Annotated in this window: 15 protein-coding genes; 3 read left to right on the top strand and 12 right to left on the bottom strand. The window is 34.1% G+C overall.

The features are described from left to right. Window positions 1-2 precede the first annotated feature (2 nt). Window positions 3-743, bottom strand: coding sequence for a lysophospholipid acyltransferase family protein (locus FND99_RS04320; RefSeq protein ID WP_144336749.1), 741 nt, complete (start codon window positions 741-743; stop codon window positions 3-5). A gap of 125 nt (window positions 744-868) precedes the next feature. Here FND99_RS04320 and rnpA point away from each other — a divergent pair, with 125 nt between their 5' ends. From rnpA to FND99_RS04305, 3 genes are all read left to right on the top strand, one after another. After that, entirely contained in the window at window positions 869-1,285 is a 417-nt protein-coding gene (rnpA, locus tag FND99_RS04315) for a ribonuclease P protein component (protein WP_144336748.1), read from the top strand. 103 nt (window positions 1,286-1,388) lie between these two features. Continuing rightward, on the top strand, window positions 1,389-3,026 hold the full coding sequence (locus FND99_RS04310) for a S41 family peptidase (protein WP_144336747.1): 1,638 nt from the start codon (window positions 1,389-1,391) through the stop codon (window positions 3,024-3,026). A gap of 7 nt (window positions 3,027-3,033) precedes the next feature. Further along, complete coding sequence (locus tag FND99_RS04305) at window positions 3,034-3,837, top strand: OmpA family protein (protein ID WP_144336746.1); 804 nt, start codon at window positions 3,034-3,036, stop codon at window positions 3,835-3,837. Between the two features lie 149 nt (window positions 3,838-3,986). Here the strand turns inward: FND99_RS04305 and FND99_RS04300 are convergent, their stop codons facing one another. The 11 genes from FND99_RS04300 to FND99_RS04250 form a co-directional block, all read right to left on the bottom strand. Beyond that, window positions 3,987-4,433, bottom strand: a complete 447-nt coding sequence (locus tag FND99_RS04300; protein WP_144336745.1) for a GNAT family N-acetyltransferase — start codon at window positions 4,431-4,433, stop codon at window positions 3,987-3,989. Between the two features lie 123 nt (window positions 4,434-4,556). After that, complete coding sequence (locus FND99_RS04295) at window positions 4,557-5,204, bottom strand: DUF1579 domain-containing protein (protein WP_144336744.1); 648 nt, start codon at window positions 5,202-5,204, stop codon at window positions 4,557-4,559. A 180-nt stretch (window positions 5,205-5,384) separates the two neighbouring features. Beyond that, entirely contained in the window at window positions 5,385-6,350 is a 966-nt protein-coding gene (locus FND99_RS04290) for a DUF4837 family protein (protein ID WP_144336743.1), read from the bottom strand. A gap of 45 nt (window positions 6,351-6,395) precedes the next feature. Continuing rightward, the gene (locus tag FND99_RS04285; protein ID WP_144336742.1) at window positions 6,396-8,228 is read right to left on the bottom strand and encodes a LysM peptidoglycan-binding domain-containing protein; all 1,833 of its coding nucleotides are present in this window, start codon (window positions 8,226-8,228) and stop codon (window positions 6,396-6,398) included. A gap of 110 nt (window positions 8,229-8,338) precedes the next feature. Next, window positions 8,339-9,526, bottom strand: a complete 1,188-nt coding sequence (locus tag FND99_RS04280; protein WP_144336741.1) for a phosphoglycerate kinase — start codon at window positions 9,524-9,526, stop codon at window positions 8,339-8,341. Window positions 9,527-9,981: 455 nt separating this feature from the next. After that, window positions 9,982-10,482, bottom strand: a complete 501-nt coding sequence (locus FND99_RS04275; RefSeq protein WP_144336740.1) for a hypothetical protein — start codon at window positions 10,480-10,482, stop codon at window positions 9,982-9,984. Between the two features lie 9 nt (window positions 10,483-10,491). Beyond that, window positions 10,492-11,187: a pirin family protein gene (locus tag FND99_RS04270; protein WP_144336739.1), complete on the bottom strand. Its 696-nt coding sequence runs from the start codon at window positions 11,185-11,187 to the stop codon at window positions 10,492-10,494. Window positions 11,188-11,205: 18 nt separating this feature from the next. Continuing rightward, complete coding sequence (locus FND99_RS04265) at window positions 11,206-11,949, bottom strand: dioxygenase family protein (RefSeq protein WP_144336738.1); 744 nt, start codon at window positions 11,947-11,949, stop codon at window positions 11,206-11,208. A 309-nt stretch (window positions 11,950-12,258) separates the two neighbouring features. Continuing rightward, window positions 12,259-12,948, bottom strand: a complete 690-nt coding sequence (locus FND99_RS04260; protein WP_144336737.1) for a LytR/AlgR family response regulator transcription factor — start codon at window positions 12,946-12,948, stop codon at window positions 12,259-12,261. Then, entirely contained in the window at window positions 12,945-14,036 is a 1,092-nt protein-coding gene (locus FND99_RS04255) for a sensor histidine kinase (RefSeq protein ID WP_144336736.1), read from the bottom strand. Before FND99_RS04255 ends, FND99_RS04260 begins: the two co-directional genes overlap by 4 nt. Window positions 14,037-14,189: 153 nt before the next feature. After that, complete coding sequence (locus tag FND99_RS04250; protein WP_246074167.1) at window positions 14,190-15,164, bottom strand: PorP/SprF family type IX secretion system membrane protein; 975 nt, start codon at window positions 15,162-15,164, stop codon at window positions 14,190-14,192. Window positions 15,165-15,176: the final 12 nt, after the last annotated feature.

The following is a 15,176-nucleotide window of genomic DNA, read 5'->3' as shown; positions in this document are numbered from 1 at the left end:
ATCTATTTATACTCGTTTACTCCTTCAACAACGGCCTTTTCGGTCAAAGCCATCAACTCGGCAAAATCATAATCTTTTACTGCCATTGCTTTATGTGCGGTAAAAGTCAATTTGTTTCCTAAACCAACAGGAAACATGCCATAGCGAACCATTTTCCATGAATTATTGATACTCACCGGCACTACGTAAGCTGACGGTGCGTATTTACATAAAATTTTTAAACCGCTTTGAGCAAATTCTTTAGGTTTTCCAGTCTTGCTGCGGGTTCCTTCCGGAAAAATAACTGCAGATCTGGTGTTTTTTTCGATATATTCAGACAAGCCTTTGATTACAGGAATCGCTTGTTTAGGGTCTTTACGGTCAATAAGCACAGATCCGCCATGTCTCAAATTAAAAGAAACACTTGGAATGCCGCTTCCTAACTCTTTCTTACTTACAAATTTACAATGAAATCGTCTAAAATACCAAATCATTGCAATTATATCGTACATACTTTGGTGATTCGACACAAAAATGATCGGCACGCCAGTAGGAATCGTATCTACACCTTCAATTTTATATGTTGTTCCAACAAGATTTGTACATCTTAAAAGGAAAAAATTCAGATAATCAACACTTTTCTTGTGTGCCTGATAACCAAAAGCATTCAGGCAGATCCATTGTATTGGATGAAAAACAACCAAACACAATCCAAAACATAAATAGTAAATAACGGATATTGGGTACGAAATTATCTTTTGCATGCTTGAAAAATTAATTGCCAAAAGTAGTAAATAAATTTTTAGCGGTATAAAAATTAAAAACAATAACCGTTTTTCTTGTTTAATTGTACCTTTGCCCTAAAATTTGCAAATTTTTTCTGAACTAAATGAACTTCAATTACCCTAAAAACGAACGCTTAAAAAGCAAAACAACAATCGGATTACTGTTTTCTGAAGGGAAATCGGTTTCAAAATATCCGCTTCGTTTGGTTTACCGTCAAGCGGATCAAGAATATCAGGGCAATACAAAAGTCGGCGTATCCGTTTCTAAGAAATATTTCAAGAAAGCCGCTGACCGAAATTACTTCAAAAGAGTTCTAAGAGAAACCTATCGATTAAACAAACATCTGCTTTTGGATAATCTGAATCAGCCTTATGCTTTCATGCTTTTTTATCAGACAAAAGACAAATTATCGTATGAAGAAATCAATACCAAAACGATTCAATTGTTTGAGAAATTCATTCAGCAAATAAACAAAACTACAGATTCTGAAAACAAACCAGAATCTCAGAATCCCTTATAATCAATCCATTTGAGACAGCCTCTTGAGATTCGTCTGTCCGAATAATCGTAATTGATGATTTATTCTTATTTTAGTACTTTATAATTTAAGATATCTCGCAATTATGTATCCATATTTCAAAAAGAAATTCATTATACCGGCTGTTGCGTCGGGCCTTTTATTTGTTGGAGCAAGTTTCAAAGAAGATTTTTTTGAAATTGCCAAACAAATAGAAATCTTCACTACTTTATTCAAAGCCGTTAATACAAATTATGTAGACGAAACCAATCCTGGTGATTTGATGGACAAAGCCATTAAAAGCATGCTGGCAAGTTTAGATCCGTACACGGTTTATTTTAATGAGCAGGATGTTGTGAATTTCAAAATCAACAATACTGGAGAATATACTGGAATTGGCGCTTTGATTTCTAGAAAAAAAGATCGCTTGATCGTTCGCGAGCCCTATAAAAATTATCCTGCAGACAAAGCTGGACTAAAAGCTGGCGATGAAATTATTCAGATTGGCGATGTTATGATCGCTGATTTCAAGGACGATGCATCGCAATTGCTAAAAGGCACAAAAAACACCAAAATCCAAATTAAATACCTTCGTCAAGGGAAAACAAACACAACCGAATTGGTTTTGGACGAAGTTGATATTAAATCGGTTCCTTTTTATGGAAAAATTGATGAGAAAACCGGTTATATCGTTTTATCACACTTTAGCAGAAAAGCTGCAGCTGAAGTAAAAGACGCTTTGGAAAAATTAAAAGCCGATGGAGCCACTCAAATTGTTCTAGATTTAAGAGGAAATCCGGGAGGTTTATTGAACGAAGCAATTGATATTTGTAATTTATTTGTTCCGAAAAACGAAGTTATTGTTACAACGAAATCAAGAATCGAAAAACACAACAACACATATAAAACAACCAAAGATCCAGTTGACACTGAAATTCCGCTTGCGATTTTAGTAAACGGAAGAAGTGCCTCAGCCTCTGAAATTGTTTCCGGAGCTTTGCAGGATTTAGACCGTGCAGTAATTCTTGGAAGCAGAAGTTTTGGAAAAGGTTTGGTACAGCGTTCTGTCGATTTGACTTACGGAACACAACTTAAAGTTACCATTTCTCGTTACTACACACCATCTGGCCGTTGTATTCAAGCGCTTGATTATGCGCACAAAGACAAAAACGGTGTGGCACAAAAAACCGATGCCAAAAACTTTAATGCATTTAAAACCCGAAAAGGGAGAACGGTTTATGATGGCGGAGGTGTTTTGCCAGATATTGAATTGGATGAAACAAAAATGAGTCCGATTACGAGCGCTTTATTAAAAAACGACGGTATTTTTGATTACGCAACAACGTATTACTACAAAAATCCAAACTTAGGAGACAAAATTCCGGTGCTAACAGATGCAGATTATACCGCTTTCAAACAATATCTAAAAACAAACAAAATCAGTTTTGATACTGAAACGGAAATTGCTTTGAAAAATACTTTGACTGCAGCCAAAACCGAAAAAATAGACGAAACAATTGCACCAGAATATCAGCAGTTATTGGCTGCTTTAGAAAAAAGCGAAACTACATTGCTGGATAAAAATCAAAAGGAAATCAGAAGCTTAATTCAGGAAGAACTCATTAAGAGATACCAATACCAAGAAGGTTTATATCAATTTTATTTAAAAAACAATTCAGAGATTAAAAAAGCGGTCAGCGTTTTAAATAACCAAACTGAGTACAAAACGATTTTAAAAATGTAAAAATGAAATGAAACTTTGTTTAGCCCTATTTCTGTTTATTATTTACAATTTATCGGCACAGCAAAAACCTATTGAAACCATTTATTTTGAGTTTGACAAATATGATCTGACTCCCAAACAAACCGAAGTTGTAATTAATTTCATTAAAAGCATTGATACAACAAAAGTTGAATCAATTCAAATCTACGGCTACTGCGATGATCGCGGTACGGACGAATATAATTTTAGATTATCAAACAATCGTGCCAATACGATTCAGAACTTATTGGTAGATGCTGGATTTCATCAAAGCAAAATCGTGATTTTAGAAGGAAAAGGCCGTATTGTGGTCCGGCCTGACACGATTGAGAACCTTCACGAGACCCGTTCTCGGAATCGGCGGGTCGATTTGATAGTAGTAAAACGGAATAGCTTTGGAAAAGGAATTTATACTTCTTTTAAAGACAATTTAAAAGTTGGCGACAAAATATATTTAGAAAGCATTCTGTTTGATATGGGAAGTTCTGTTCTTACCTCATCTTCTAAAAAAGAACTAGACAAAATTGCCGAAATACTGCTCCGGCAAAAAAGTCTTCAATTTGAAATACGAGGCCACGTTTGCTGTACTCCAGATATGTATGACGATGGAATCGACAATGCAACCAAAGAAAGACGGCTTTCCTGGAACCGCGCCAAAACGGTTTTTAATTATTTAAGTTCAAAAAAAGTATCCAAAAACCGCATGACGTATCAAGGCTGCGGTAATAAATTCCCATTAGGAAAAGGAGACAAATACGACCGCAGAGTTGAATTTTTGATTACGAAAATTTAAAGTTTTTAATTCCCCGAAGGAAAAAACAACTTCAATTTATCCTAAAGTAATACTTCAAAAAAAACCGCTATTAAATTGTTTTATAGATAATTATTAAAAGAATTTAAACACCAAAAACAATAACGCAACATTTTTGCATTAATGTTTTTTTATCCTCGGATCATCTCGATATGTTCAATATCATCTTCAAGATACATTTCGCTTGATTGTACAAACCCATGACTTTCGTAGAATTTCTTTAAATACAATTGCGCACCAATCGTAATTTGATCTTTCCCGAAATTTTCTTTAATAGCTGCAATTGATTCACGCATTAAATCATGACCCCATTTTCTGTCGCGATAATTGGCATCAACAACCACTCTTCCTATCGATGCGTTATCAAAACTTATTCCAGCATCAAACAAACGCGTGTAAGCAACAATTTTGCCGTCATATTCACCAATCAAATGCAATCCTTTCTTGTCCTTTCCGTCAAGATCTAAATAAACACAGTTTTGTTCCACTACAAAGATCTCGCTTCGTAGTTTAAGCAAATCATATAGCTCGTGAACCGTTAGTGCCTCAAACGGCTTTATTTTCCATTTTAACTCCATTCTTTATGTCGTTTCGTGTTTTGGGTTTATTGTTTACTATTAATTTTCGCAAAATTACATCAAATAGAAATCCCGATCACAAATTGCAATCGGGATTTCTATTATTTAATCGAAACTAAATACTTATTTTTTCTTCATCACGATTTCCATGCTTTTATATTCAGCGCCGTTTTTAGTGTCAAACATTTCCATTTTTCGAGTTGTCGCGTCAACAATGTGATAAAGTTCACGATATGGCGCTTTTTTGCCCGTCACTGGATTTACAACTTCTCCTTTCAATTCGATCGTTTTTGAACCTTCGTCATATTTGCCCATTGCCACCATCATTCCGGTTCCCATATTGTCGATAAAAGTATTCGTATATTCTTTAGTAACGTTGTTATAAGCCAAAGTTCCTTTTCCTTCAAACGGAGCTCCCATAATAGTTCCTTTATAATCTGATTCTTGATAACGTCCTCCAAGAACCATTTTCACATTTGCAGTCGAAGTTGCTTTTTCAGGCTTTCCGTTTGGCTCATACCAAAAAGTCATTTCACAATTCCATGTTCCAGCTTCTTCAGCCATTATTTTGTGAGTTTCGCTAGGAGTCGCATAATCTTGCCAAGCTTTTACTTCAGTTGCAGAATCTACAGGTGTTTCAGCTTCAGCAACTGGCTCTTCCGTTTTAATACTATCTAAATTTTTTGCGGCTTCAGTTTCTGTTTTCACTTCTTTTTTACAAGAAATAAAACTCAAAATCAATACTACTAATATTCCGGTTACATTTTTCATAAGTATTTGTTTTTACGTTTGTTACAAACAAATTTAAGAAAAATGTTTTGAAGTTTCAGGATTTAGGTTTCAGATTTAACCGCAAGGGCCGCAAAGAATTACGCAAGGGTCAATAATGTTTTTAATTTATCGTGCTTTTATAAAATTTTGCGAACCTTGCGGTTAAAAAATAAGAAACACTTACTTTTTATCAATTTTGACAGTTTTAATAATCGCTTCTAATTCCATCATCAAATCACGTTCTTGATTAGATGGTGAATAACAAAAGCCTTCAATAACCAAAATTCGATTATGAGTTTCGTCAAGAATTGCATAATTGATAAAAGGTCCTGCCATGAAATCATTTCTCATTTCCCAGCTTCCTTTGGTTTCATACGCTTTTTTACCGTCTAGAAGTATATTGGTAAAATATGGCGCGTAAGCTTCGCCAGTAATCATTCGGGTGTTTGGTTCTCTCCCTTTGATGTAGCCTCCAACAGAATCCCGCATTTTGATTATATCTGCTACAACATTTGATTTCTTAAAAGATGTTATCGGAATCTCATAAATGAGCAAACTCGTATTGCCGCTTATGATATTTCTTTTAAGCCAAATAAAATTCTTTTTATGCAGCATGTATTCATAACCAACTGGGATTTCTAATGCAACATGAAATTTATTTTTGATAATCGCCTGATTGAGTATTGATTTGCTGTTGTCCTGCTGAATTTTCTCTATCTCAGCATCGTGAATTATTTTAATCATTTGCGGCGCATTGAGTTCAATGCTGCAGATAATATCATCTACCGATTTTCCATAAATGCGAAAAGTGTTGTGAGGAAGTTTTTTGCTGCGAATAATTTCAAACTTATCCAATGCCGCTTTTTTGACCACGATAATGCTTCGGCTGTCGGTTACAAAACCTTCAAGCAATCGCGCTGGATATTGATTTATTGTAAAAAGAGGTTCTTCTTGAGTAAGGCCCAAAACAGGCGATGCAAATTTATTTCTGATCGTATCGCCAACTTCGCCGTACCACAACTGATCATCGATAATGACCGAAATGGTATTGGTTTTACCAGATACAGGTTGAGACTGTTTATCGGTTTTTAAACACGAAACCAGTAAAAACGGCAGTATTAGAAATAAAAAATGGGTTTTATTCATTTTTTTAATTTATGAAATAAAACCCAAATTTAGATGATTTTTTTATTATCCGTTTATTTTAAGTTTCATTCCGGGTTTTATATCTCCATCTTTAATGCCATTCCATTTTTTAATATCTGAAATTGTAACTCCAGGATATTTTTTTGAAATGCTGTAAAGAGAATCTCCTTTTTTAACGTAATAATCTTCGCTGATTTTTTTAGATACCGCACTTTTCTTAAATGAATCTACAGACGCATTTGCTGCTAACGCTGTATTTACATTTGCAGTTTCTTCAATTACAGGTACTTCTTTAGAAATCACTAATGTTTTTCCTAAACCAATATTGTTTGAAGTAAGACCATTAAGTTCTTTTAACTCCGCAATAGTCGTACCGAATTTTTTAGCAATGCTACCTAAATTATCTCCTGCAGCTACAACATATTCTTGAGGCTCTGCAGCATTTTTATCTTTATCCTCAGCAGAAGCAATTGCCTCTTCCGATTTTTTCTCAACTGCAAGACTTGATTTTGCATCTTTTGAAATCTTCGCAGGATCAACATCCGACTTGATTTTCAATGTTCTTCCTAATGCAACAGAGTTTGATTTTAAGTTATTCCACTTCTTTAACTCGGCGATATCGACATTATATTTTTCGGCAATAGCACCTAAGTTATCACCTTTCTGCACCTTATAAAGCTGCATATCTGTGTCAATAATTTTTTCTTGATGAGGTTTCGCTTTTGGCGCTACCTTAAGAGCAAGTTTTACTGGAAGTGCACGATTTGCAGATTGGTAATCTACATAAGCATAAATTTGTTTTTCGTTTGAAACGAAAGTGGCGATTTTATCCTTCGGAAGACGTAAAAAATGCTGTTCACCTTGATAATAAGGCACTACATTTAATTTATAAGAAGGATTTAAAAGCTGAATTTGAGATTGAGGCATATCAAGCAAATCGGCGATTTGTTTGAAAGTCATTTCTTTTTTAATATTTATTGTATCCGTTTCGAAGTTCTTTACAACAGCTCTTTCTGGGTTGATTCCGTGTTCTTTATGATATTCAAAAAGATACATTGTTGCGTAAAAGGCCGGTACATAACCTTGGGTTTCTTTCGGAAGATTACTACGAATATCCCAGTAATTTGTTTTCCCTTCAGAACGACGAATTGCTTTGGTAACATTTCCAGGTCCTGAATTATAAGAAGCCAAAACCAGTTCCCAATCACCAAAAACTTCAAACATTTTAGTAAAGTAATCACTTGCGGCCGCAGTAGCTTTCATAGGATCACTACGCTCATCAACATATGAATCGATTTTCAGCGCATATTGTTTTCCTGTTCCGTACATGAACTGCCAAAGTCCTGTAGCGCCCATTTTAGAAACTGCTTTAGGATTTAAAGCAGATTCTACAACGGCTAAATATTTTATTTCTAAAGGAATATTGTTTTTTGCAAAAGACTCTTCAAAAATTGGGAAGTAGTATTCTGATAAAGCCATTAATCGAGAAAATGACTTTTTGCGATTCTTAAGAAATGACTTTATTATGTTTTCTAAACCTTGATTGTACTCGATATGAAAAGGCGATTTTTCGTTCATTGCCTGTAATCGCTGTTTCAACAATTCTGTTGGCAATTCTTCATCGACCGTAACATCTGAATTAATAGTTTGAATATCTTTCGATAAATCATCGTAAATATCAAGACTTGTTAATTCTTTCATCCAAAGACTGTCTGCTTTTGCAGCCATCTCATTTTTTTTGAAAGTGCTTTTAACCGAGTCTAGATACGATAATTTTACTTCCGGCTTTATTTCAGTTTCTGATGATGCAGATTGCTGTGCAAACATCGACATTGAACATAGAGCTCCTACTATTATAGATATTTTCCGTACAATCATATAACATTTTTTTAAAATCTTATAAATCAAACAATTATAAGATGCTTATTTTTGCAAAACTAAAAAGTTTAGTGTTTAAAAATACGCAAAAAAATGTTAATTGTGATATTTTAGTCTAAAATTGCTGCAATTCCAGGTAAAACTTTGCCCTCAAGCATCTCTAGCATAGCTCCACCACCTGTTGAAACGTAGCTCATTTTATCTTCAAGACCAAATTGTTTCACAGCAGCAACAGAATCTCCTCCACCTACTAATGAAAAAGCACCATTTTTAGTTGCTTCAGCGATATAATCACCTAAAGCAATTGTTCCTTTTGAGAAAGTTTCCATTTCAAAAACTCCTAATGGACCATTCCATAAAATAGTTTTAGACTCTAAAATCACTTTTTTGAAGTTCTCCAAAGATTTTGGACCAGCGTCAAGACCTTGCCATCCGTCAGGAATTGCTGTTACATCAACAACTTGTGTATTTGCAGTATTTGAGAAATCGTCAGCAGCAACTACATCAACTGGAATGTGAACTTGGACACCTTTTTCTTTAGCTAATCTTAAAATTTCAAGCGCCAATTCTTGTTTATCATCTTCGCAGATTGACTCACCAATTTTTCCGCCTTGTGCTTTGATGAAAGTAAAAGTCATACCACCGCCAATGATCATGTGGTCCACTTTATCCAAAATATTTTCGATAACCGTGATTTTTGAAGAAACTTTAGAACCTCCAAGAACCGCAGTTACCGGTTTTTCACTGTTTTTCAAAACTTTATTCAAACTCTCGATTTCTTTTGCTAATAATGTTCCGAAACATTTTTCAGTTGGAAAAAACTGAGCAATAATTGTAGTCGAAGCGTGCGCTCTGTGAGCAGTTCCAAAAGCATCGTTTACATAAATATCTCCAAGTGAAGCCAATTCTTTTGCAAAAGCAACATCTCCAGCTTCTTCTTCAGCATGGAAACGTAAATTTTCTAATAAAAGAACTTCCCCTGGTTTTAGGTTTTTAGCAGCAGTTTGAGCTGGCTCGCCAACGCAGTCTGAAGCAAACTGAACTTGAACTCCTAAAATTTCAGAAGCCGTTTTCAAGATATGTTTTAATGAATATTTTTCTTCAGCACCTTTTGGACGCCCTAAATGCGACATTAAGATTACACTTCCTCCTTGCGCTAAAATAGCATCAATTGTAGGTTTCGCAGCTTCAATACGTGTTGCATCAGTTACATTGAAATTTTCATCTAAAGGGACATTAAAATCAACACGAATAATTGCTTTTTTATTTTTAAAATCGAAATCGTTTAAAGTTTTCATTTGACTAGTTTTTTAATTTTTTTGAAAGAACAACAAATATAGAACTTTTGCAGTACTAATAAATTCGGATAAACTAAAAAATCGATAATTAAAAGAACGAAAACGTTATAATTTCACAAATAAATTGGTTTATTAAATATTAAACACAATTTTAAATGCAAATTCCCATCAACTTTAATCAAAAAAAAGCCATTCCTGCTTAGAGACTAGCAGAAAAGGCAAAAAATGAAACAAAAAATTTCTGTTTTTTACTTAATTGTATTGTGGCATTAATTTGAAAAAAATTCAACACATAGAAACATAGATTTTGAATGTGTACAAAAAAGAATACAAAAAGAAACTAGTTTCTAACACATAGCCTATGTTTTTTAATGCAAGTGAAGCGCCTTTAAAAAGTTTAAAAAATCTATGTTTCTATGTGTTAAAATAATTACACTCAGTGATATGCTTACTATTTATTTTTGGAGAAAACAGATTGACAAATTCTTTTGAACAGGAAACATGATGGTTTCAAATTCATTAGTTTCTTCCGTATTTTTTGAAACCAGATAATTTCCTTCCACAATTCCAAAATATGTTAGCAAAGGCGAATAAAAGGTGATTCCGATTTTATGTTTTGATAAATCCGTAATATCCGTATTGATAATATCCAACTGATAATTGATAAATGGAAAATAGTTGTTTCCGAGAACATCTGTCACGCGATGAAAATTTCCTTTTAATTGATCGACGTAGCCGCTCGCCGCGATTCCGGTGAGAAAATGCAATTTTTCTGCTTTTTCATTTTCGGCCAATAATTCGCGAAAGGTGTTTTTTGGATTTGTTTCCGAATTAAATTGCTGGCTCTGCATTTGATATTCTTTGAAAGTATCTTCAAAAACATATTTGTCCCACAAAAAAGTCGAAGAACTGTCGATTACAATTCGGTATGCCAATTTTATTTTTCTGATTTCCATTCCTAAATTTTAAAACTTCAACGGCACTTCAATTACCAACAAAATGGCGTTTTCAGACAAAGCTTCCCATTCGATGGTTGAAATTTTTTTTATTCCTAAACCATCTTTGGCTTCCAAAAGTCGGTTTTCAATTTCAAAAACGCCATTGATGACAAATGTAAAAACGCCATTATCTGCATTTTTCAAAGTATAAAAACCTTCTTTTCTTCCATCATAAATTCCGATGAAACCAAGTCCCTTTTCAATCTCAAATAAAGCATTCAGCTTATTGTGTTTGGCAATTTCAAACTTATACTGCTGAAAGTAATTTTTGAAATACTGTGGACCCATTTCAAAATCGATTTCCAGATAACTTACGTTTTCGCCATCATATGGGTTAAATATTTCAATTTCCAAATCATCATCTGCCGCAATTACCCGAATTTGATCAACGCGCAAAAACTCCGCATTACCAAAATTATCCTTGTACTCAATACCGCCAAACAAAGGCAAAATGATCACGTTTGAATTTGAACTTATTAATCGGGTTATACGTTGTTGTGGAGCAAGTATTACCTCGTTTAAAATTTTCAGGGATCCAAAGCCTTTTCTGGATATATCTTGGTAATCCTCAAAATTAAAAGTCGCAAAACGGTTGTGCTTTGCAGAATTAAACATGCCTCTTGCATCTGACTTATATATTTGAGCTGGAATTTGAACTATCATTATTACCTATTTTTAAATCTAGCTTGCCACATTAACTGTATGAGTTAAAACAAAACCATCAGCCACACTTCCTGTCACGGTTGACATTTCATTTGCAACTGAATCTGAAAAAACATTATCGGATGCATTATACGTATAACCGTTTAAACCTTTTGTATATCCGTTAGCCGTTGAAGCATTTACTAGCGCAACCGCACTGTTTGCACCTTCGGGAAAAGCAATTTGAGTTACTAATAAAGAAGTTCCGCTTGCGTTGTAAACATGCACATGAATATGCGTCGCTCTGCCCGAGTACCAACTTGGGAAAATAGAAGTAAAAGTCACTAATCCGTTGTCGTCTGTTGTTTGTCTTCCTCTTAAAAAATGAACCGAAGTATAATTTACAGACTGCATTGAAGTTCCGCCGTATTCCGAATAATAACCGTCTTTGTCGCAATACCAAATATCAACTATGGCGCCTTTTAGAGCTGCACAACTTGCCTTGGTATTTTTAATCGTGATTTTAATGGTAAAACCAACGCCGGTTCTATCCATTACAATGTTTGATTTTACTAAAGATGAAGGCGTAATTGTTGGGAAAGGTCCGGCAGTTTCTGACGGAGATACGGAGCAATCGCCCGAAGACGATCCTGAACCAGAAGAAGAACTTGAATCTGATGCTATGTCAGAAACATCATCTTTACTGCATGAGTTGATAATTGGAATTGCCAAAGACGAAATCCCCATTAAACCCAAACCTCTTAAAAACTCTTTTCTTTTCATTGCTTTTTGATTTAAATGTTAGACCAATGGAATGATTAACAGTTATTTTCGAGTAAAATTATTCGAAATTAAAGCGTTGGAAAATGTTTGAGGTAAACCCTAAAATTTATGCGGTAAACTAGAGAAAAAATGTTTTTTGTAGTAAAAATAAGTCGGAAACAATCTGTTGTCTGAAATTACAAAATACATTTTAACACATAGTGCTATGTGTATTAAAACAAGTGAAACGCCTTTAATCACAAAGCACAACTATGTTTCTATGTGTTGAAAAAATTACACCAAAGTTCAATTAGTCTCCAATTGGTGTTTTTATTTTTGATTTAGAAGCGCAAAAAAAGCTTCTTCGTAACTGGCGCTAATTGGGATTTCGGCTTTATCGATCGTTATTATTTTATTTCTGATTTTTTCAATTTTAGCAATCGGAACAATAAAAGAGCGATGCACACGGACAAACTCGCTTTCCGGCAACTTTTGAAGAATTGCTTTTAAGGTCATTCTTGCGACGACCGTTTTTTGATTCTGAATGTGAATCTTCAAATAATCGTCTAAACCTTCGATATATAAAATATCTGAAAATAGGATTTTGATCAAACTATAATCGGCACGAATAAAAAGATAGTGCTGTTCGATATTTTGATTTTGCAGTTTCCATTGCGAAAAAGCTTTTTCAGCTGCTTGCTGAAATCGGGAAAGCGAAATGGGTTTTAAAAGATAATCTGTAGCACTTAAAGTAAAACCTTCGACGGCAAATTCAGAATACGCTGTGGTGAAAATGACCATAGTTTTATGTGGCAGTTTTTTATAAAAATCCAAACCAGAAATCGATGGCATATTGATATCCAAAAACAATAAATCGACCGGATACTTTTTTAGATATTTAAACGCTTCATCAGATTTCGTAAAGACTTTCTCCAATTCTATGTAATCAATTGAATCACATAAACTCTGAAGAATTTCTAATGCCAATGGCTCGTCATCTAATGCAATTGCTTTGATCATCCTAATTTTATAGAAAGGTTTACTACATATTCTTTCAAAGTATCTTCAATTTTAAGCTGATGTTTATTTGGGTAAACCAATTTTAATCTTTCAATTGTATTTTGAAGTCCGATTCCAGATTCTGACTGAACTGAAAATGTCTTTTTATTAGACACGAATAACTTCAGATCTTCTTCATTAACATCAATAGTAATACAAATTTCAGAAGTTTGATCTGGATTTACACCATATTTAAAAGCATTTTCGATAAAAGATATTAAAATTAGAGGTGTAATCTGTTTTCCAAAAGTTTTCCCTGAGACTTTATAATCGACATTTACGGTATCGCCTAAACGCGTTTTTTGGAGTGAAATAAAATTATTGATGTAGTTTATTTCTTTGGACAATTCAATTACTTCATCATTTGAATTGGTCATAATGTAGCGCATCAATTCCGAAAGCTGGACAACGGCATCTGGGGTTTTATCATCTTTTTTAAGCGCCAATGCATAAATGCTGTTTAAAGTATTGAACAAGAAATGCGGATTTATTTGTGCTTTCAAAAAAGCTAATTCCGATTTTACTTTCTCTTTTTCAACAAGTTGCAATCTACCTGTAATGGCAAAAAGCAAACTAGAAATAACACCTATTAAATAAACCAAAGCGGTATGCCCGTATTGTGTTGGCGGACCACCGACGAAATCAAAAGGTTGTTCTTTAACCAATGAAGGAGGTGGCGGAAAATCTTTAGGAAATAATCCGGGATTGTGTTCAAAATGCTCGGGCGGATTTCTAAAATCTAAAAAATTTCGTGCAGGATGATCTAAAGTCGTTGATATCCAAAGAAAAAACAAAAGAAAAATAACTATGATCGAATAGTATAAAAACTTCTTTTCGGAGAAATAAAACTTCGGAATTAAATAATAATAGTTGAAGTAGAAAAAACAAAGAAGTGTAAAATAGATAAAAAAGTAAATACGATCATGCGGATTTGTGGCCAAATGCGGCAAAGAAAAAATCGTATTTGTCGATGTGAAGGCATACGGCAAAAAAAGAAAAGCGAGGCACAGAACTATATGTTTCGCATAAAGTGAAAATTTTGCTTTCATAAATCAAATTTGATTTATCATTTTGACGATGCAAACTGATACTATTCAAATTTAATGTTATTGCCAGTTTATTTCAAATTATTGCGGTAAAAACACATAATGTTGCGACTCGCTTTATAATATTGGCTTATTTGCCTTGAAATGGTTTTGTTTTTAATCGTGAACCGGACTCTGCGTACAAGGACAGTTACTGATGGCCTGCAAGAAATCAAAACCTATAGTTACTACGTGAGTTCCTGTGTTGTAATTTCCTAAATCGTTGAACATAACTTGGTAAGAATATCCAAAGTAAAAGCGTGATTTCATGAAACCAGCCATTGGTCCAACCGATAAAGGTTTTGGGAACTGGTCATTCAAGAAACGATATGAAACTCCAATCCAGTAATAATCTTCGTAACGATTGTAATGTCTGTATTTGAAGTTAAAGTCGGTTGTTGAACGCTTATCACTGGCAAAATACTGAAAGTAAACCGATGGTTCGTATTCCACACGTCTATTTTCTGCATCGGTAAAAACATATCCTGTGTAAACCTGATAGTTAGAAAGCAAGTTTGGCTCTACTCCACGATATTTATCTACATTTTTCTTTAAAACGTTGTTGGCATTGAAACTCAAATAGAAGTTTTTATTACGATATAAAGCACTAATATCAAAGTTGTTATTTGCTGTATAACGATTGTCTGTTACAGAAGGATCAAGAATTGGATGTTCAATTGTGTTGTTGAACTCATCAATATCAATTCTGAAACTGTTGAAGTTATACGAAAGACCAAAAGACAAATATTGTTTAGAATAATAATCTAAAATCAAGTGGTGCGCAAACGAAACTTTAGCTCCCGTTTGTCTTGTATAACCGTTTCTATCATTATATAACGAGATTCCAACTCCGGAACGATCCAAAACTCTAAAATCGGCATATAAAGATTGATTTTCAGGCGCATCTTTAATTCCCACCCACTGTGTTAAACCATTCGCTCTAATACGAAGGTTATCTCCAATACCGGCGTAAGCAGGTGAAAGCACAAAAGGGTTATCAGCTAAATACTGGGTAAACACTGGTAGGTTTAACTCTTGGCTGTAACTTGTTGTTACAGCCATGAGCACTAGGGATAAAATAAACTTTTTCATTGTAATAATTTT

It is taken from the genome of Flavobacterium daemonense, from assembly GCF_007341385.1.
Classification (GTDB): domain Bacteria; phylum Bacteroidota; class Bacteroidia; order Flavobacteriales; family Flavobacteriaceae; genus Flavobacterium; species Flavobacterium daemonense.
Note: the sequence above shows the minus strand (reverse complement) of the source record. Positions and strands in the feature narration are given on the sequence as shown.